The sequence below is a fragment of the Colwellia sp. MB3u-8 genome, from assembly GCF_014076985.1.
Taxonomy (GTDB): Bacteria; Pseudomonadota; Gammaproteobacteria; order Enterobacterales; family Alteromonadaceae; genus Cognaticolwellia.
Genome location: NZ_JACGVA010000058.1, coordinates 304,794 through 325,024, shown reverse-complemented (window position 1 = coordinate 325,024; position 20,231 = coordinate 304,794). Strand labels below are relative to the sequence as shown.

At 37.8% G+C, this 20,231-nt stretch carries 19 protein-coding genes and 1 tRNA gene; 7 read left to right on the top strand and 13 right to left on the bottom strand.

Annotated elements, in window-relative coordinates:
- Positions 1-510: 510 nt before the first annotated feature.
- Both H4J54_RS06195 and H4J54_RS06190 read left to right on the top strand, forming a co-directional pair.
- A complete protein-coding gene (locus tag H4J54_RS06195) occupies positions 511-1,770 on the top strand; it encodes a hypothetical protein (RefSeq protein ID WP_182190032.1) in 1,260 nt (419 codons plus the stop codon).
- Between the two features lie 917 nt (positions 1,771-2,687).
- A complete protein-coding gene (locus tag H4J54_RS06190) occupies positions 2,688-4,199 on the top strand; it encodes a Fic family protein (protein WP_182190031.1) in 1,512 nt (503 codons plus the stop codon).
- A gap of 349 nt (positions 4,200-4,548) precedes the next feature.
- Here H4J54_RS06190 and H4J54_RS06185 read toward each other — a convergent pair whose 3' ends face one another.
- Both H4J54_RS06185 and H4J54_RS06180 read right to left on the bottom strand, forming a co-directional pair.
- The gene (locus H4J54_RS06185) at positions 4,549-5,160 is read right to left on the bottom strand and encodes a hypothetical protein (protein ID WP_259367121.1); all 612 of its coding nucleotides are present in this window, start codon (positions 5,158-5,160) and stop codon (positions 4,549-4,551) included.
- An 18-nt stretch (positions 5,161-5,178) separates the two neighbouring features.
- The gene (locus H4J54_RS06180) at positions 5,179-5,415 is read right to left on the bottom strand and encodes a hypothetical protein (RefSeq protein ID WP_182190030.1); all 237 of its coding nucleotides are present in this window, start codon (positions 5,413-5,415) and stop codon (positions 5,179-5,181) included.
- Between the two features lie 536 nt (positions 5,416-5,951).
- Here H4J54_RS06180 and H4J54_RS19395 point away from each other — a divergent pair.
- Positions 5,952-6,632: a PEP-CTERM sorting domain-containing protein gene (locus tag H4J54_RS19395; RefSeq protein ID WP_259367120.1), complete on the top strand. Its 681-nt coding sequence runs from the start codon at positions 5,952-5,954 to the stop codon at positions 6,630-6,632.
- A gap of 120 nt (positions 6,633-6,752) precedes the next feature.
- Here the strand turns inward: H4J54_RS19395 and H4J54_RS06170 are convergent, their stop codons facing one another.
- From H4J54_RS06170 to rpsU, 10 genes are all read right to left on the bottom strand, one after another.
- Positions 6,753-7,328, bottom strand: a complete 576-nt coding sequence (locus H4J54_RS06170) for an inovirus-type Gp2 protein (RefSeq protein ID WP_182190029.1) — start codon at positions 7,326-7,328, stop codon at positions 6,753-6,755.
- A gap of 302 nt (positions 7,329-7,630) precedes the next feature.
- Positions 7,631-8,065, bottom strand: a complete 435-nt coding sequence (locus H4J54_RS06165) for a hypothetical protein (protein ID WP_259367119.1) — start codon at positions 8,063-8,065, stop codon at positions 7,631-7,633.
- Between the two features lie 8 nt (positions 8,066-8,073).
- Complete coding sequence (locus H4J54_RS06160; RefSeq protein ID WP_182190028.1) at positions 8,074-8,328, bottom strand: AlpA family transcriptional regulator; 255 nt, start codon at positions 8,326-8,328, stop codon at positions 8,074-8,076.
- A gap of 114 nt (positions 8,329-8,442) precedes the next feature.
- Positions 8,443-9,429: a hypothetical protein gene (locus tag H4J54_RS06155; protein WP_182190027.1), complete on the bottom strand. Its 987-nt coding sequence runs from the start codon at positions 9,427-9,429 to the stop codon at positions 8,443-8,445.
- The gene (locus H4J54_RS06150) at positions 9,422-10,666 is read right to left on the bottom strand and encodes an integrase domain-containing protein (RefSeq protein ID WP_182190026.1); all 1,245 of its coding nucleotides are present in this window, start codon (positions 10,664-10,666) and stop codon (positions 9,422-9,424) included. The genes H4J54_RS06155 and H4J54_RS06150 overlap by 8 nt, the downstream gene beginning before the upstream one ends.
- Positions 10,667-10,841: 175 nt before the next feature.
- Positions 10,842-10,918, bottom strand: a tRNA-Ile gene (locus H4J54_RS06145).
- Between the two features lie 508 nt (positions 10,919-11,426).
- A complete protein-coding gene (rpoD, locus tag H4J54_RS06140; protein WP_182190025.1) occupies positions 11,427-13,259 on the bottom strand; it encodes an RNA polymerase sigma factor RpoD in 1,833 nt (610 codons plus the stop codon).
- A gap of 132 nt (positions 13,260-13,391) precedes the next feature.
- Positions 13,392-15,149 carry a DNA primase gene (gene dnaG / locus H4J54_RS06135; RefSeq protein ID WP_182190024.1) on the bottom strand — a complete coding sequence of 586 codons (1,758 nt, stop codon included), beginning with the start codon at positions 15,147-15,149 and terminating at the stop codon, positions 13,392-13,394.
- 151 nt (positions 15,150-15,300) lie between these two features.
- Positions 15,301-15,747 (bottom strand): GatB/YqeY domain-containing protein, encoded by a 447-nt coding sequence (locus H4J54_RS06130; RefSeq protein WP_182190023.1) that lies wholly within the window; start codon positions 15,745-15,747, stop codon positions 15,301-15,303.
- 53 nt (positions 15,748-15,800) lie between these two features.
- Positions 15,801-16,016, bottom strand: a complete 216-nt coding sequence (gene rpsU / locus H4J54_RS06125; protein ID WP_011045067.1) for a 30S ribosomal protein S21 — start codon at positions 16,014-16,016, stop codon at positions 15,801-15,803.
- Between the two features lie 419 nt (positions 16,017-16,435).
- On the opposite strand from rpsU, the gene tsaD reads away from it, so the two are divergent.
- A complete protein-coding gene (gene tsaD / locus H4J54_RS06120) occupies positions 16,436-17,485 on the top strand; it encodes a tRNA (adenosine(37)-N6)-threonylcarbamoyltransferase complex transferase subunit TsaD (protein ID WP_182190022.1) in 1,050 nt (349 codons plus the stop codon).
- 34 nt (positions 17,486-17,519) lie between these two features.
- On the opposite strand, the gene plsY is transcribed toward tsaD, so the two are convergent.
- Positions 17,520-18,092 carry a glycerol-3-phosphate 1-O-acyltransferase PlsY gene (plsY, locus tag H4J54_RS06115; RefSeq protein ID WP_182190021.1) on the bottom strand — a complete coding sequence of 191 codons (573 nt, stop codon included), beginning with the start codon at positions 18,090-18,092 and terminating at the stop codon, positions 17,520-17,522.
- Between the two features lie 246 nt (positions 18,093-18,338).
- On the opposite strand from plsY, the gene folB reads away from it, so the two are divergent.
- Genes folB through H4J54_RS06100 form a run of 3 tightly spaced genes read left to right on the top strand, consistent with a single transcriptional unit; the run spans position 18,339 to position 20,030 of the window.
- Positions 18,339-18,710, top strand: coding sequence for a dihydroneopterin aldolase (gene folB, locus H4J54_RS06110; protein ID WP_182190020.1), 372 nt, complete (start codon positions 18,339-18,341; stop codon positions 18,708-18,710).
- Positions 18,710-19,204, top strand: a complete 495-nt coding sequence (gene folK / locus H4J54_RS06105; protein ID WP_182190019.1) for a 2-amino-4-hydroxy-6-hydroxymethyldihydropteridine diphosphokinase — start codon at positions 18,710-18,712, stop codon at positions 19,202-19,204. The genes folB and folK overlap by 1 nt, the downstream gene beginning before the upstream one ends.
- Before the next feature lie 25 nt (positions 19,205-19,229).
- Entirely contained in the window at positions 19,230-20,030 is an 801-nt protein-coding gene (locus H4J54_RS06100) for an undecaprenyl-diphosphate phosphatase (protein ID WP_182190018.1), read from the top strand.
- Positions 20,031-20,231: the final 201 nt, after the last annotated feature.

Genomic DNA, 20,231 nt, shown 5'->3' with positions numbered 1-20,231 from the left:
GATATTATCTGCTTCAGTAATCATGCACTTTGTCTCTAAACTTAAGACGTAAGTCACTAATAAGCTTACGTAGATAATTATTAGTGACTACAGGCTCTCCCTAAATCACAGCTTTTATAGTGTTAGCATCAAAAAAGCTAGCAGCAGATTTTAAAAATCATTTTATAGCTTCTTTTTCTTGGTGGGTTAACTCTATATTTTCTTCGTCCCTGAGCGTAGAAAATATCTAACGACAGCGAAAATCCATTTATTTTAAATATCACAACAGGAGTCTATTTATTGTTTTTCGAATCTTAAATGCTCAAGAAAATTAATTTTCATCAACAATAAACTGTTTGATTAATATTCGAATTCACACTTTTTCACACTTTTTCAGCTTGTTTAACTATCTAAATTATCTTGAATTAATGGATAATTATTTGCTGAAAGATAAGTTTACTATAGTCAACTTTACGGTTGTTACTGGGAGTGTAAGTTACCGCTGTTTATTAATTAATAATGGAAATAATCATGAAAAAAATTGGATTGCCCCTCGTCATAGCTATTGCTTTGTCTGGTTGTGTAAGTACAAACGGTCGGGATGGTAGACCTGACAATTCACACTTTAAAACCTTGTTTAGTGAAACATCACCTTATCAAAAAAAGCTTTATGGAAAGTTAGAAAGAACAGGAGAAGTCTACAGATTTACAGAACTGTCTTTTAGTCCGCGTCAAGGTGAAGACGCTTGGGTTGACTTAGTGACTAAAAAACCAATATGGAATTACACTCATATTCAGCGCTGTTACTTGGTAACTTTATCAGGTAATGATTCTGATATTAAGCCATGTACGCGAGCTAGCGAAGCCAAGTTTATGGAGAGAAAATATGATCTAATATCCAACGTCGGAAAAGGTCTTCAAACGCTAGGAATTGCAAACGCAATTCATACTTTTATGTTGGTTGAATTTCAGTATGAAAATTATGTTCAAGCATTTGATTTTGCAAAAGCCAAGCTTGCCAATCCAGAGTCTTTTGAAAAAATCATGGGTTTACTATCAAATAATTTAAGTAAATTAGATAAGATTATTTATGATTATAACGCAATTGTTGGCAGGTATAATCAAGGGTTAGATATTAAAGATTATCCTAAACTGAGTACTCAAACTAATTTTACTAATTTTGATGAGTTGAAACAGTTCGCTACCTCGATAAGTAAAGAAATAGAAAATACAAAATTGAAAGCTAAGAGGTTAAATGAATCTTTAACTGAATATTTTATTGCTCAACAGAAAAAAGAGTTTAAAAAGCTTAATATTGAGAATAAGGATGAAATGAGTTTGTTTTTACACAAGTTTAAAAATCATAAGTTCAGCTACTCTAAGTTGATCGCTAAAGCTGAGAGTCAGCATAACAGGTTAGAAGCAATTGAAATTAAACAGAAGAGAAAGCAGGAATTAGAGGATAAAAGGAATGCATTAGCATTCGTAACTAATCCGAATAATGTTGGTAAGAAAATATGCAAAGATGGAGTAATAAAGTATCAGTTTAATGGCTACAACTCTTTTTACAGAGAAAGTGGAGTTGGTTCAGAGGAAAGTTATGGTCAACTTAGTGCATTTATTGAAGCTATTTCACCTGATAAAAACATGATACAGATACGTATCGCTAACGTTTATATGAAATATGTTGATAATTATGTAGGGGTGCCTCGAATGAATGATATTCACGCTCAGATAGGCTCTGTTACCTGGGATGGCAAAAATGGTTGGTATCCATGTACTAATTCGTGACCTAACTAAAGAAATGGGCACCAACCGCTTTGGCTTATTGCCCATTATTTTTCAAAAATCATAACCTCTCATGGACTCACTATTACCTTAAGATTAAATTATAGAAAGTGAATAAATGTCAGGTAAAGTAACGTTTGATATGTTGTAGGCTTAGCTCTAAAAGGAGTTAAAAGTTATAGGTTTTAAATAGGCTGCGCAATAACGATAGCAGTGATATTTGTTTTAAATATCACTGCTACTTTATTAAGATTAACTTCCATTATTAACTTATTCAGCATAATCCTATTTTTTATTTTGAAAACTTAATGGGATAATCACCTTGTCAAAACAATATAGGCTTTATTAAGTATTTAGTTACTTAACTAGGAAAATGCATGCTAGCCAGGGATTTTAAGAGACACACTTTTGCTCTTAGAACTAAAAATAACCATAAGAGCAGTGTTGACGCGTCAACACTATTTTATTTTTCTCAGAGGTAATTAAAGAAACGAAACGGCTTACTAAACTCACAATTTACTTACTCAATGGGATTTTTAAATTAATAATAAATGATTTTCCATTGCACCCATCTTCACACGTGGATTGATTATACCTCGGTATCTCTTGATGCTGGGCAAAGCGGACCTTAATTATAAGCATACTTACTGTTGCCATTTCGCAGGGATTATTCATGCCTATTTTACTTGCACTGGCATTATCTAGTGAAATATGGGGAGTCCAACTTACTTGCTTGTGAAGATAATGGGTTCTGCATAATCATAGATACTTAAGGACTTTAAGTAAGCATAGGTAAAGATTACTAGGCTGTAAATACTATCTAATTTACTTTAAAAGCTAAATTGCATTTGCATTAAAAGCTAATATTAAATTACACTAAAAGCTAATTATAAAACTCAGAAAAAGCTAAAGGTGTTAACATGAACCAAGTATCAAAAAAGCTCGCACATTCGCTAGAGCAATTAAAACAACTGCAAGATAGTGGTGTTATTGCTGTTCAATCGAAAATGCTTGAGCGCACCGATAGAGAGCGCTTAACTAAACATGGCTTTATCAAAGAAGTGATGCGAGGTTGGTATATACATTCAAGTCCCGATGAGCAACAAGGTGATAGTACCGCTTGGTATACGTCTTTTTGGGATTTTTGTGGTGCGTATTTAGATGAGCGTCTTGAGCAGAACTGGTGCTTGTCACCGGAGCAATCAATCCAAATCCATATTGGTGATAAAACGGTTCCGCCTCAGTTATTAGTACGCTCTCCTAAAGGGCGAAATAAACCAACAGTATTGCTTCACAACACTTCGGTATTCGATATTCGCTCTGCTATGCCACATCAATCACAGTTAACTATAATTGATGGTTTGAGAATATATAACTTGGCAGCAAGCTTAGTGCATTGCACTAAAGACACCTTTGTACAAAAGCCAATTCAAATGAGAACGCTACTTTCAATGGTGACAGATGCCTCAGAGGTGCTAAGTGTATTGCTTGATGGTGGCCATGTTACTAGTGCAGGGCGTTTAGCTGGAGCATTTCGTAATATTGGTAGAGACTTAATTGCCAATAACATCATTAAAGGCATGGATGCAGCGGACTTCAAGGTAAAAGAAGTCGATCCATTTGAAGATGAAACACACATAACCTTTGGCCGCCGTGAGGTTTCGCCAAACGTTAATCGACTGCGTTTAATGTGGCACAGTATGCGAACAGACGTGATTGCACATTTTCCTAATGTGCCAGTCGCTAAAATTAATGTTCAAGACTACTTGGCTGAAGTAGAAGATAAATTTGTTACTGATGCTTATCACTCGCTATCTATTGAGGGCTATCGAGTTACGCACGAGTTAATTGAACATGTACGATCAGGCGACTGGAACCCTGAACAAGCTGATGACAGTAGAAAATATTTAGATGCAATGGCAGCAAAAGGCTATTGGGATGCTTTTCAACAAGTAAAGCTAGCTGTTGAAAAGGTGTTAGGTGGTGATAATCCAGGTGAAGTATTAGAAGCGACTCATGCTGATTGGTATTTAGCCTTATTTGGCCCAAGTGTTGCTGCTGGTATTATTAAACAATCTGATTTAGCTGGTTATCGAACAGGGCCGGTTTACATTCGAAAGTCCAAACATACACCACCAACTAAAGCTGCGATTAGGGATATGATGCCTGCGCTTTTTGATTTATTAATGGAAGAAGAAAACCCAGCCGTTCGCGTGTTATTAGGTCACTTTATTTTTGTTTATATTCACCCGTACTTTGATGGTAATGGCAGAATGGGACGATTCATTATGAACCTAATGATGGCCGCAGGTGGCTACTCATGGACTGTTGTGCCAGTTGAGCGAAGAGATGAGTATATGCAGGCATTAGAAACCGCTAGTGTAGAGCAAAACATTGTACCCTTTACAAAATTTTTAGCTTCGTTATTGTAGCCATATCTCTTTGAAAAAAATTAACTTTTGTAAGAGAATATTCATTACATCCTAAACGCCTTTTACTGACAGTAAAACTAAAAATTTTTTAGAAAGCATTTACAATCACAAAAGTAATTTGACTAAATTGCTATCGTAGATATGATCATATTGAAATCGACCAGTGATGGACCGGAATAAGTGGGGCGTAATTTTTAAAAGGGATTTTTGTTTTTGAAATTCGAGGATATTTAAGATAAAAAATGGTGGCCCTCCCTGACTTGAATTGATCGATGTGACCCTTTGTTTTAAGTGCTCTGTGTTTAAATTATTACGCTGTTGGTACTTCTATTGGTACATCGTGTTTTTGTCATACCATAAAACCACCAAAAGTTTTTTCCATATATGCTTCGCTCATCGGCCAGTATTTACTTTCTAATTCGATAATCTTATTTCGTTTCTTTTCAAAGGTAATCCAGCGCATCCATTTAGGTTTAGGCCAGTATGCGACTTGTTCAAACATATTGTTAACATCAGGCCAATCATAACCCCATAGCTCTTTTCTAAGCTTTCTAATTCGTCTCATAAGCCTTTCTTGAGGTCGTTCGCTTTGGCTGGCGTAATGTAAGCCAATACATACCCTACAACCATAGGCGTATTTAATCGCGTATAGGCTCTGGCGTTGCTTTTGGCAGTATGGACAAGTGACATAAAGCTTCTTACTTGCGCTTCGTTTATCGAGTATTAAAGCTATTTTGTGGGGCTTATCGTTTATGATGAATGTCATCAGACGGACACCACATTCTAAATCTGTTAATTTGAATTTTTGATGTTCATTACTAAGAAAGTCAGCATTAAGCGAGTAGCTACCCAATGGCACAGTTAATAGGTTTTTAAATGTCTTGGCACATATACGGTGATACTCGCTAGTGTAAGCCCTTGTTTGTGACCTACCGTAATGATTGCCTTTTGGCATCGTCATTCACTCCAAGAACTAAAGTTAATATATATTATCTTCGCCTATTTCTCTACGTGCGGTAATAACGCCAACTTGTTTAATAGGTGCGCATACAAAAGGCATAAGCTTTGTTAAAAAGTTTAATCTTTGAACAGGGTCTTTAATTTCTGATAGTGTGTTTGGTAGGTTAAGCAATTCATCTTGTATGGCTTGGTTGATTAAGTGTCTAATATCACCAGCCATGTATTTACTTGTAGGTTTTTTGTTAGCTATTTTCATGTTAAAAGTCTTCGCTGTAATGATAAGTTTACATTATATTATTTTATCTTGTGCGAAAAATAGGCTTAACTTACTAGTTTACTTAGGTGTTTGTAGGTGGGGTTATTCTATGATCATACTTTGCCTCAGCTTACTCTATAAAATGTTAAAGGAGTGATTTAACTGTCTTGCTTGCTCGTTCAATCTTATGCCTAAAGTATAAGTGCTAAGGCTGTTGTTTAATGCTGATATTACACAGGAATGTTTTGTTTGGGTGGTAGTTGTAATTGAGGTTATTCAATTAATATTAATTAATTGTAAATAAAACAATCAACTACAGTAGGTAAGTGTCCAGTTTTTTTACACCCACCTACTGTAAGTGTCCAGTTATTTTACACCCACCTACTGTAAGTGCTTAAATCGCTAACGAGAAAACATCTATCACACTGAAAAATAACATTTAATTATTTGTGGCGCAATTATTGCTCTAGTTAGATGTAAATAAAAATTAATAACACCATTCTACTTTCAAGGAATGTATTACAAGGGAATATAAAATGAATATAAAAATGTTAAAAGCTACTTTGGTTGGTTTGGCTTTATTTGTAAGTGGTTTTGCTAATGCTGGATTGATTGAAGGATTTGATGAAAACTCATGGGGTGGAGATTGGAGTTTAGGAGCTAATGGAAGTATATCAAGCGCATCTGCTCATGATGGCAGTTACGGGGTATACAACCCAAATTCATGGATTTATAATGACAGTATAGCTTTGAGTGAAGGTGACATTATTACATCATGGTTTAAATTTGATAATAGTGGATCTGGACGCTTTTATCTTGGTTATGGTGCGGACATAACAGGAGCACATTCTCTAGTATTTGGTAGTAATAGTTCAGATACTATGTGGCAAGACAATCCAAACTATGGATATCAAGGATATGATAGTTTGTCATTTGGTTGGTTATCAAATAGTTGGTATAAGGCTGAACTAAATTTCGGGTCAAATGACTCTATAACTGGTAATTTATATGGATCTGATGGTTCTACATTATTACGAACAATGTCAACTACTAGAGATTATTCTGGCGGCGCAGCAATACGTGGCTTTGGAGGGGTCTCGATAGATACGATTTGCTTAAATGATTGCTCAATAGTAGATGTTCCAGAACCATCAACCCTTGCTATCTTCGCATTAGGTATTATGGGTTTAGCATCACGTAGATTCAAAAAACAGTAAGTTAGATCTGTTTCGCTAAATTTATGTAAAACATTAAGCACCTTCATTGGTGCTTTTTATTGCCAGTAGTTTAGCTAACTTCCCCTAGTCGATTACTTAAACTAGTCAATCATCTCGTTATTATAAAGTATGTTTCCTTGCTATTACTCTACTAGTACCATAATTTTTAACTTGATCAGGTTTATACCCTTTCCCTCTTGCTTTAGCTAAGTAGGATATACGCCAGATAGCGCTCTGTATCGACTCGTAATCATCTCTTTTGATATTGTAGTAACAATGTTCAGGGAAGTACTCAGAGCCGTCTAATTGCCGCCATATTTCTTTAACCTTGTTGTTTACCTCATGAGGGTGGTCAACCTTATGACCGTCAATTATAAGCGCATAGTGATAATGTTGATGCTTGGTTGTTTCTTTTTCTCTACACCACATAAAGCCAACACGTTTTAAATTGTATTTACGTTTAAGCCATTTATGTAATCTGCGATTAAATGCCGTAATAATGCCGTTATTTTCAGTATATTCATAAACTCTCAGATCAAACCGTATTATATGAATTTTGCTGTGGTGACTTAACATGGCATCAATTTGATTAATCATTGCCTTAATGGAATGCGTAATTAACCCACTTCCTTTCGAGTTTACCCACCAAGTTTGACCGTTTACTGTTATTGCTTTGTCGTGTGTTATATATGCCATTAGATACTTTAATAACTAAGATAACACTAAAGGATATTATTAATTACCTAGCTCAATGTTAGTTATTACTTACCTGACTAATACCTGTAGTTATATAGCCTTGTTCGCAAAGCACTAAAAATATAGGGGTAACAAACCTACAAATAGCGGTTAATAACAATCAATATATATAGGGCGGTATTTAACGGGTTTGTAACTACTAACTATTGAAAAGCTGTTAACTTAGTTATACTCTGGTTGTTGACTAGTGGTTTAGCCGCAAAACTTCATCCACTAGCCAGTTCAAATGAAAGCCTACTTTGTTAATCCTCTGTGGGCTTTTTACTTGCTATACGCTGGTGATATTCCTTATCAGCTTCGGCTTTTTCTTGCCTTGCTTGTTCCATGCGTTTAACTGCGCTTTTAGTACCGTAATACGATCTGTCTTTATATTGCTTTCGGGCAATGGTTCGAGCGTCTTTGTCTTGCTCCCAGTCACAAGAAAAGTGCCTGTCATCTAGCCAGTAAAATGTTTGTTTCTTACCGTTGTACTCGCCTTGTTCGGTATGAATTAACCAATGTTGATAATACTCACCAGTTAATTGTTGTAGGTAAGCCCTAAAGCCGCCACCAAGCTCAGTACAAAGGTGATCTCTTGCGTGCTTATGTTCATCATCAAGAATTGATAATAATTCATAAGCTGGACTAGTGATCTCTGGAAAAGCGCCATCAGGGGCGGTAAATAATAAATTTTCCATGTTGCCTCCTATAATGCGATTTGACGTTGGTTGATTAGCTCTTGAACAAGCTGTTTTATTTGTTCAGACGTTTGGCCTTGTATACGCGCTTGAATTACGGCATCTACTTCTCGTTTGATATAAGCAACGGCACGATCACCAATAGAAATAGGGGGGCAAATTAGACCAGCTTTTTCATCTAGCTGTAATGCGGATTTTGACCTCGCTGTTTGAGTTAAAACTTCAGGTCTGCGGATTAATTTATAAAAGTTGTTAGTAGTCATTTTTAATTACCTTAGTCAGTTGTTGAACGATTCAGGCTTAATGCTACTTAGATTAATTTATGACAAAACATCTGTCTTATGATGAAAGCTTTGTCATATTTATCATGTTGATATTTATAATTTAAATATTTCTATTATTATTTTTTTGATTGTTTCAGCTTCTCGCTTAGTCGCGTTAATTGTTTCTGCTAACCACCTATCAATTTGATCCATTGGTATTTTTTGAGGCTTACGTTGATGTTTTTGCCATCCAGGGAATTCTTCAATTCCTTTTTCCGCTAGCTTGTATAATTCTTGCCATGTTTCGGTCTGTGTTATCTGGTCAGAAAGGTTGAATTGTGAACTAGTTGCTGGAGTTACAGTATTTAAATATTCATTATCATTAATAGCAGTTAAAAATTGATTTATTTCAGATGTACGCACAACAAAAACATATTCATGTTCATCTAACCCACCGGATGGAAAGTATAAACTCTCTCTGGTATTAGCTTTTCTAGAATCTAAGTATTTATTCCTTTCTTTATTATACGCCTGTCTTATGTTCTTAATTTCTTCAGCACTAGTATTTTTGAGATCAATTTCATTCTCAATTTTTTCACAATAAGCTTTTGAGCCTTTTTGAAATTCATTATCTTCAAAGTCTGTCAAAAGCTGTGCTATTACTCCATCTTGTTCAACAAAGACACCTTCAAAGCCTGCTAGAGTAACTTCTAGACCTGATGTGAGTTGTTGGTAATAGAACTCAAGATCTATTGCTTCAGAGCCAATTAGAGTTAGATCCCAAACCCCTCTAATACTCATAACTTTGGTTGTGTCTAATTTAGGGAGTAATAAACCATCCCAAGGGTATTTACCTTTTGAGTTAAGATTTTCTGTGCTTTCCAATAATTTCCCTGTAATACTCTCTAAATACTCCAATCCAACTCTTCGACCTAAAAACGCACAAGCACCATTGACAAAGTTTACAGACAAAGTTAAATGTTTATCTAAAGCAAGCCTATAAATATCTGCTTCTGTAACAGGTTCACTTAAAGCCAATGAGATATGATTTATAGCTTCATTTAAGGTTAACCATTCTTTTAATTTAAATAATTTACTCATGTATCCCTACAACCTTAACGATTTTTGATTTATTAAACTTACCTAATTGTGCTTGCTCTATATGCTCAGACCACCAGTACATTAATTTACGTCTACGCTCTAAATATTCAGCTCGGTTATAGGCGCGCCTTACTTCATTTTTATCAATATGAGCCAATGCGGCTTCAATCACATCTGGCTCAAATCCTTGTTCATTTAATGTGGTACTAGCCAATGCCCGTAAACCATGAGAAACCAATTCGCCAGCAAAGCCCATGCGCTTTAATGCCATATTTACACTTTGGCTATTAGCGTGTTTAGTTGGGTCGCGGTGATTGGTAAATAAATATTTTTTGCCGTCAGACATTGAGCGGATAGTGTCTAGTAATGCTAATGTTTGCTCGGTAAGGGGAATAGTATGTGGCTTTTTCATTTTCATGCGATCCGCTGGAATAATCCACACGCGGTTTTCTAAGTCTATATCTTCCCAACGTGCCGTTGCTGCCTCTATTGGGCGTGTCATGGTGTGAAGTTGCCATTGAAGTAAGCATCGGGTAGTGCGTAATAAGTTAGCGTCTCTGAGTGCTGTCATTAGCTCAGGCAGTCTTTCTGGCTTAATAGTCGCCATATTGGTTTTTTTTGGGGCAGCAAAGAGCTTGGTTATATCGGCAAGGTAATTAATTTCAATAATGCCTTGAGCAACACCAAGGCGCATAATTTCATTAATGTTACGGCATAGGCGTTTAACGGTCTCTAAACTGCCCTTATTAGCGATAGGAGTTAATAGGGCGATAATGGCTTTGGGTTTTATGTTATCAAGCGGTACGCTGGCTAGGGTAGGTAATACATGCCTTTGTAATCCGCGCCAAGCATGATTAGCAGTTTCTTCTTTTACTTGGCTCCGTTTTAAATCAAGCCACTTTTGAGCAACAACACCAAAGGTATTTTCTATCGCCTCTTTTTTTTGTTGGGCTTGTTCAATGCGGTGATCTTTAGGATCAATATTATCGGCTAATAGCCTACGGGCTTCATCTCTTTGTTTTCTGGCTTTTGATAATGAAACATCAGGATATTTCCCAAAGCCCAAATTTGTCCGTTTTTTGGTATACGGCTGAGAATACTTTAAAATCCAAAGCTTTGAGCCGTTAGGGCGCACTCTAAGTTGTAAACCGTTACCGTCGGCAAGGGTATACTCTTTTTCTTTAGATTTAGCCTGTTTTACCTGCGTATCGCTTAGTGGAGTGATTATTTTAGCCATAATGTACCAATGAAATTCATTAAATAAGCTGTTGGTACTAATGATGGTACATCAAATGTTGAGTTTTACAAATCGTCTTTGGTTGTTAATGACACATGAAAGTAGGGTTGTGGCGCGGTTTTACTGGATTTCAGGCATAAAAAAAGACGCTACAAGGCGTCTTAAATCGTTAAAATGGTGGCCCCTCCCTGACTTGAACAGGGGACCTGCCGATTATGAGTCGGACGCTCTAACCAACTGAGCTAAGGGGCCATAATTCTACTTTGCTTTGATAAGCGCGAAAGGTTCATCAAAAGTGGCGGGAAGTATAAGCATTTTTTATTTTGTTGTCACCCTTATAAAGCTAAAAACCTGATAAATAAGTCTAACAGTTCAATAGTTGAGCGATTTGTTGTTTTGGTAATCACTCGTTGGAATTTATTGGTTACTTCATATTAAACAGTTTAATGAATTGAGCGCCTACAAAGGGTCGACATAATAAATTTTTATGTTTTGTGTAATCCACTTAAGCTAGTTATTACTCTAAAATATGTGCTCGACAATATGATTTACATTGTTCTAGTCATTAACATCTATGTAAACATCAATTACCGGTCTTATATGTTTAGAGATACTATTATGATGGTTTGCTAGCTAGCATCACTAACGCAACCGTGTGCGAATAGCATGTAAACTAGTGTCTAGTGTTGACAGTAAATGCTAGTCAAAAAAAATCCAGCTATTAGCTGGATTTTATATTTATATATTTCGAGAAGAAATATTACTCACCGTCTAAGAAACTTTTCAATTGCTCAGAACGTGAAGGATGGCGCAATTTGCGTAATGCTTTTGCTTCAATTTGACGAATACGTTCACGTGTTACATCAAACTGCTTACCCACTTCTTCTAAAGTATGATCAGTGTTCATGTCGATACCAAAGCGCATTCTTAACACTTTTGCTTCACGAGCCGTTAGACCCGCTAGTACTTCATGTGTCGCATGCTTCAAGTTTTCAGCCGTGGCAGAATCAACAGGTAATTCACCGCTACCGTCTTCAATAAAGTCACCTAAGTGAGAATCTTCATCATCACCAATCGGTGTTTCCATTGAAATAGGTTCTTTAGCGATTTTTAACACTTTACGAATTTTATCTTCCGGCATAATCATGCGTTCAGCTAATTCTTCAGGTGTTGGTTCGCGACCCATTTCTTGTAACATTTGACGTGAAATACGGTTAAGTTTATTAATCGTTTCAATCATGTGTACTGGAATACGAATAGTACGCGCCTGATCGGCAATTGATCGAGTAATCGCTTGGCGTATCCACCACGTAGCATAAGTTGAGAACTTATAACCACGACGATATTCAAACTTATCAACTGCTTTCATTAAACCAATGTTACCTTCTTGAATTAAATCCAAGAATTGTAAGCCACGGTTAGTATATTTTTTCGCAATTGAGATAACTAAACGTAAGTTAGCTTCGACCATTTCTTTTTTCGCACGACGAGCTTTCGCTTCGCCGATCGACATACGACGGTTAATGTCTTTAATGCCGTGAACATTGAGATAAGTCTCTTCTTCTAGCATGTTCAGTTTATAAATACAGCGTTCAACATCTAATTCGATGTCAGCCATTCTCTTTGAGTAAGGTAGGCCAGCTGCTTTTTGTTCTTCAAACCAATTTTTTGAGGTTTCGTTACCCGGAAATATTTTGATGAAAGTAGTTTTTGGCATACCGGCACCAACCACACAGTGTTTCATGATTAAGCGTTCTTGAACACGTAAACGGTCCACAACACTGCGCATGTTTTTCACTAGGCGGTCAAATACTTTGGGTACGATTCTAAATTCTTTAAATACTTCAGCTAATGCATCAATTGCTGCTTGTGCATCAGTATGGCCACGGCCTTTAGTTTTAATGACTTTGTTAGCAAGTTCGTAGGCTGTGCGCAAAGCAGTAAACTTTTCACGGGCTTCTTCAGGACAAGGGCCAGTATCTTCTTCTTCCTCATCCTCATCAGATTTATCTTCATTAGCTAACTGTTCTTTAGAAAGCTCTGATCCGATATGAGTTGCCGCGGCTGGAATTTCTTCGTCTTGGGCATCAGGGTCTAAAAATCCAACGATAATGTCGCTTAGACGTACTTCTTCAGCTTCAAAATTATCCCATTGATCAAGCAAATAATTAATTGCTGGCGGGTATTCAGAAACTGAACGTTGTACTTCTTTGATACCTTCTTCGATGCGTTTGGCGATAACAATTTCGCCTTTACGCGTCAGTAGCTCTACCGTACCCATTTCACGCATGTACATGCGAACAGGATCTGTAGTACGACCAATTTCACTTTCAACGGTCGCAAGCGCTTGCGCAGCAGCTTCAGCAGCATCTTCATCAGTATTCGCTTCACTCATCATTAACGTGTCGTTATCAGGAGCGTTTTCAAACACCTGAATACCCATGTCGTTAATCATTCGAATGATGTCTTCAACTTGATCTGAATCGATAATATCCTGAGGTAAATGATCGTTAACTTGTGCAAAAGTTAAATAACCTTGCTCTTTACCTTTTACTATTAACTCTTTAAGTCTAGATTGAGGGGCTTGATCCATTGACGAGTGTCCACCTATTTATGGCTATCAAAATTACAACAGTTAGCAGGCAATTATAGCGAAATAATTACTAAATTACCAGCAGTAAACTGCTCTTCTGCTTGTTCTAAATATAACTTAAACGATATTGTTCTATGCGCTTAGTAAACCGTGCAATTCTTGCTTTTCGGTTAACGTTAAGCCGCTACTACGTTCTTTTTCTAATAATTGCTCTGTGCGTTGTTCAATAAAAACATTTAAAAAGTTTTCAATTAAATCCAAAAACATGTTTTCGGCATTTTCTGCTTCAACATGATGTTCTAAACACAGCAGCTTTGTTAGTTGTTTTCCGGCTTCCTGGCCTCTAAAATGCTCAACTAATTGTGCACTATTCACCTTTGGGTTTTGCTTACACAATGCAAGTAACGTATTGAGCAAAGGTATACCTGGCATATTTAATTCATTTAAAATTGCCGAGTCTGGTAGTATCTCTACTATATGGGGATGCTCAAGTAGTAATGCAATAGCGAGTCTTACTGGGGTGATTTTAGGCCGCTTAGCTTTAGCTTTATTTTCAGCGATGTTAGCAAAACTCTTATGTAATTTTTTTAATTGCATTTCGTTACTTGCACCAAATTGATTTGCTAACTTAGTGACAATGGCGTCTTTAAGATTACTTTCAGGTAGTTTGGCTAAATAAGGCTGAAAAGCACTGACAGCGGCACCTTTTCCCTCGGGAGAGCTCATGTCGATTTGGTTTAGTAAATGCTCAAACAAAAATTGTGACAATGGCGTGGCATTATCTAATATACTTTCAAAAGCAGCCTGGCCTTGCTCTCTTATCATAGAGTCAGGGTCTTCGCCATCAGGTAAAAAAACAAATTTGAGACTATAACCATCTTGAATTAAGGGTAGGGCATTGTCCAGAGCACGCCATGCGGCATCACGGCCAGCCCGGTCACCATCGTAACAACAAATAACTTCTTTAACGGTGCGAAATAGGGTTTGTAGTTGTTCGGGCGTTGTTGACGTACCTAGTGAGGCAACGGCATAGTCAACACCGTGTTGAGCAAGTGCAACTACATCCATATAGCCTTCAACCACCACTAAGCGTGTTAGTTGCTTAATGGCCTGTTTTGCTTCATAAAGGCCATATAACTCTTGGCCTTTATGGTAAATTCGGGTTTCTGGCGAGTTGAGGTACTTGGGCGTACCATCACTTAATACCCGTCCGCCAAAACCGATAACTCGGCCACGTTTATCGCGAATAGGAAATTGAATACGGCCTCTAAACCTGTCATAAGGTTTGTTTTTATCGCCTTGAACGGCCATGCCTAAATCAACCAGCTGTTGATTTATTTGGCCGCTGCGGCCAAATACTTTCATCATGCCGTCCCAAGCATCACTGATATAGCCTATACCAAAACGCTTAACTATTTCACCGCTTAAGCCTCGGCCTTTTAAATAATCAATCGCGACATTTTTGTCAGTGGCAACTTTTAATTGCTGTTGAAAAAAACGGCTGATTTGCGCCATTAATTCATAGTCATCTTGTTTTTGACTATAGGTTTTTTGATCTTGTTTTTGTTGTGCAGGTGAGCGCGTGTTTTGTTCGCGTGGCACGTCCATATTGTAATGAGAAGCTAACTCTTCAACGGCATCAGGAAACTCTAAACGGTCAAATTCCATTAAAAAAGAAATCGCATTGCCATGCTCACCACAACCGAAGCAATGATAAAATTGTTTATCTTGGCTAACGCTAAAAGAGGGGGATTTTTCAGTATGAAAAGGGCAGCAAGCTTGGTAATTTTTACCGGCTTTTTTTAATGGCACGCGAGAATCTATGAGTTCAACAATATCGGCTCGAGCCAATAAGTCATCAATAAATTGTCGAGGGATCATACCAGCCATAAATACCATTACATCAAGATAAAACCCTATTTTACACCAATGAGGCTTGGAAAATAGTAGCTTCTTATATTCTAGTTAAAATAAAACCGCGAGGCCTAAGCTATCGCGGTTTATATTCAGCATGAACATTGAAGTTCAAAAGGAAGCTTAACTAACTGTTTAAAATTACTCTAACTTGGCCACTAACTGCGCCCATGTCAGCTTTACCTTGCATTAGCGGTTTTAATACCGCCATGACTTTACCCATATCAGCCATTGAGGCTGCACCGGTTTCGGTAATTGTTTCTGTAATCAGTTGGTTAATTTCATCTGCAGATAAGGGTTGCGGCAGAAAATATTCTATAGCGATAACTTCTTCAGCTTCTTTAGCTGCCAGTTCATCGCGACCACCTTCAGTAAACATTTTGATAGATTCTTTGCGCTGTTTAACCATTTTGGTTAACAAGGCAATGACATTTTCATCAGTCGCTTCTGTTTTGTGATCTATTTCTGCCAGCTTTATCGCAGAAAGTGCCATACGAATTACGCCAAGACGAAGTTTGTCTTTGGCACGCATGGCATTTTTCATTTCATCTTGCAGTTGACTAAGTAGACTCATAATTTAATTTACGCTTAAGTTAACTCAGTTGACTTAGGATTTACTAAGGTATCTTAGTACATGCGAACGCGACGAGCGTTCTCACGAGAAACTTTTTTAGCTGCGCGTTTTACTGCGGCTGCTTTCTTACGCTTACGTTCCCAAGTCGGCTTTTCATAAGATTCGCGACGGCGAACTTCTGAAAGGATACCTGCTTTTTCACATGAACGTTTAAAACGACGTAATGCAACGTCAAATGGTTCGTTTTCTCTTACTTTAATTACTGGCATGTACTATTTTACCTTAGTTAGGAATCTATATTAAATGGTGTCTGATTTCAGCTAAATAGCCTCATCTTCACCCACTCTATTAAAAATTGGTGACGTATTCTAATGCGAAGGCCATAGTAATGTAAAGTGGAATTAATTTTTTCACTGGTTTTATTAGCTCAACAGCGGCCTGAATACAGTAATACTAGTCGCTGTGTAAATAGCTGCTGTCATATTAACAAAATTGCTCACTCGGTTTCTTTGTCATGAATTTTAAAGGCTAAATGGAGTTTTTAAAATATTTTGGTTATCTTTGTGCGCTATAAATTGAAAGTTGCTTAGGGCATAGGTAAAATCAGCAACCAAATAACGGCTGCACCTTAATACAAGTGAATAGTCGAATTCACTATTGATGCAACAGGGCTAGGTAAAGAAAAATTATGCGAATTTTAGGTATTGAAACCTCTTGTGATGAAACCGGTATTGCGATTTATGACGATGGGCAAGGCAATCTACCCGCGGGTATAGTTGCACATAAGTTATATAGTCAAATCGCTGTTCATGCTGATTATGGTGGGGTAGTGCCTGAGCTGGCATCACGTGACCATGTCCGCAAAACTATTCCCTTAATAAAAGAAGTCCTAGCTGAAGCTAATTTAACCCCTGCTGATTTAGACGGTGTTGCTTATACGGCTGGCCCAGGATTAGTGGGTGCCTTACTTGTCGGATGTTCCATTGGCCGGAGCTTAGCCTACGGCTGGAACTTACCAGCTGTGCCTGTGCATCATATGGAAGGACATTTACTAGCGCCCATGTTAGAAGAGAATGTACCTGACTTTCCCTTTGTCGCTTTATTAGTGTCTGGTGGTCATACCATGTTGGTGCGTGTTGATGGTATCGGTCACTATGAATTATTAGGTGAATCTGTTGATGATGCCGCAGGTGAAGCTTTTGATAAAACAGCTAAATTACTAGGGCTTGATTACCCTGGCGGACCCGTGTTAGCGAAAATGGCGGAAAGTGGTCGAAAAGGTCGTTATAAATTTCCAAGACCTATGACGGATAAACCTGGGCTAAACTTTAGTTTCAGCGGTTTGAAAACCTCAGCCGCTGTTACCATTCGAAAAGAAGAAAAAACAGTATTAACACCTGAGCAAAAAGCACAAATGCAAGCTGATATCGCTTATGCCTTTCAAGAGGCGGTCGTTGATACGCTAGCCATTAAATGTAAACGGGCATTAAAACAGTGCAATTTGAATCGTTTAGTTATTGCGGGTGGTGTTAGTGCCAATACGGCGTTAAGAGAAAAATTAGCAGAAATCACCAAAAAGTTAGGTGGGGAGGTTTTCTATCCTAGGCCTGAGTTTTGTACTGATAACGGCGCCATGATTGCCTACGCGGGTTTACAACGCCTAAAAGCCGGTGTTGATACCGATTTAACCTTTAAGGCAACGCCACGTTGGCCCTTAGATACCTTAGAGCCTGTTTAAGCTGCAGGTTGGCGATTAAAACCGGCAATAAAGGCTACTTCTTGGTAAAAGATATTTTGCTTTCTTTGCCCTGTAGTAGTCTCACAATATTGTCTTTATGTCTAAATATGATCAGCGCTGATAACATTAATACAGGGTAGAGATAAATGGGCTTTAATAACCAAGTATACAGTGGCGCTATTAATAGCGTAACAATGGCGGCCAAACTCGAATAGCGGCTAACTTTAGCGACCAACAGCCAGGTTAAAATAAGCAGCCCGCCTAAGTCTAAACCAATAGGTAATAGTACGCCAAATGCCGTAGCAACCGCTTTACCGCCCTTGAAATTAAAGAATATCGGGTACATGTGCCCTAAACAAGCGGCGAGAGCAATCATACCTAGATACAAGGGTTCTAAGCCTAAGAAATACCCCCCCCAAACCGGTAATGTGCCTTTGAGTATGTCAAAAATCAGCACAAAAACCGCAACAAATTTATTACTTATACGTAAGACATTTGTCGCACCTGGATTTTTTGAACCTGTTGAGCGGGGATCTGGTAAGTGCAGTAATTTGCAAAGTAAAATGGCACTCGAAATTGAACCTACTAAGTAAGCCATAATCACCATTAAAAACGTTACAAGTAAACTACTGATACTAAGCTCCTTCTCAAACAGGTGTTAGCAAAGTTATAAAAATTTATTATTTTTAGCTTTTTGACATTGTAGCGCGATGTTTACTAGTTTTTCTAGACCTGCACAGGTAAACTCGCCATTTATTTTCTAAAGTATGTTGTGGCGATTGCGGGTTTTATCTCGATTTTTATCTTGATAATGCAATGGCTAAATACTGCCAAGCTAGGTAAGGGTTTTAGTGTGGATAAAGTCTATATTGAAGGGTTAACTTTTCAATCAACCATCGGTTTCTTCCAGTGGGAAAAAGAAATAAAGCAAACACTTGTTATTGATTTAGTGATGGGCTGGAATACGGCGCAAGCAGCAGAAAATGACGAATTAGCTAAAACACTTGATTACGCGACAATTTCTGAAGCGATTGTTGAGTTTGCCAACGCTAATCCGGTAGATTTAATTGAAACGCTTGCCGAACGTATTGCTGGCTTTCTTATCGCTGAATATAAAATTCCTTGGCTGCGCCTAAAGGTAATGAAACCAACAGCGGTCCACAATGCGACTACGGTAGGTGTTGAAATAGAACGTGGCGAACCCTTGTCAGGCCAAGCATTGTAATGGCTAAAATTTATATTTCGCTGGGTAGTAACATAAATCGACAACATTATATTGAACAAGGCTTGTATGCTTTAACCGAGGTATTTGGCTCGCTTACCTTATCTTCATTATTTGAAAGTGAGGCTGTCGGCTTTGCCGGTAAAGCTTTTTACAATATGGTGGCGGGAGTAAATACTGAGCTTACTTTGGCTGAAGTGGCGGCAACACTGCGTAAAATAGAGTTTGCGCATGGTAGAAGCCAAGCTGCCAAAAAATTTAGTCCGCGGACATTAGATTTAGATTTATTACTTTATGATGACATTATTGCTGACTCTCCAGCGCAAATACCTCGTGATGAAATTAGCAAAAATGCCTTTGTATTGTGTCCGTTAGCTGAAGTTGCAGGGCCTTTGACTCACCCGATTATTGGCCAGTGCTATGACGAGTTATGGCAACAATATGATAAAAGCCAACAAAAATTAAAAACAGTGGCTTTTATGTGGCCAAAAAAATAATAAAAAATAAGGATGTATAACCCCAATGAGCACAATTGAAGTTTTTATTTTAGCATTAATTCAAGGTTTAACTGAGTTTTTGCCTATTTCTAGTTCAGCACATTTAATCTTACCCTCAGTAGTTTTCGGCTGGAAAGATCAAGGCTTAGCGTTCGATGTTGCCGTGCATGTAGGCAGTTTACTGGCGGTAGTGCTTTATTTTCGTAAAGAAGTGGGCTGCATGGCTGTGGCTTGGTTTGCCACCTTAAAAGGTGAGCGAAATAATTTTGATGGTAAATTGGCCTGGTGGATTATTTTTGCCACCATCCCCGCTGGTTTATTTGGTTTACTCGGTAAAGACTTTATTGAAGAGCATTTACGCAGTGCACTTGTTATTGCCGCCACAACGCTATTATTTGGCTTTTTGCTTGGCTTTGCTGATATTAAGGCTAAACAAAATAAAAGCATTGAAAATTTAGGTTTTAAAGGTGCGATGTTAATCGGCTTGGCACAGGCTATCGCGTTAATACCGGGCACATCTCGCTCTGGTATTACCATGACTATCGGCTTGATGTTGGGCTTAAGCAGAGAAAATGCCGCGCGTTTTTCATTTTTACTGTCGATTCCGGCTATTGCCATGGCGGGCAGTTATTTAACGTTGAAGTTAATTTTGGAAGCCGGCACGGTAGATTGGTCAGCGATGGGCTTAGGCAGTATGTTAGCGTTTGTTAGTGCTTATGCCTGTATTCACTACTTTCTTATTTTAGTGGGTAAGTTCGGCATGATGCCATTTGTGATTTATCGCTTAGTACTTGGTGCTGGTCTGCTTTGGTTTGTTGCCGGATAATTGTTATAATATATTCAACTTATGAAGAATGCGCTTTAGCGCATTTTTCATATATACATGTATTTTTTAGATACCAAAAGGGTAGTTTGCTAACGCTCTTGGTATTGTTTTATCACTATCAGTCGTACTAATACCCATTGTACTTTCTAATGTTGCTAATAAGTTTTAGTGATTAATATAGTGATAGATATTTAGCCAATA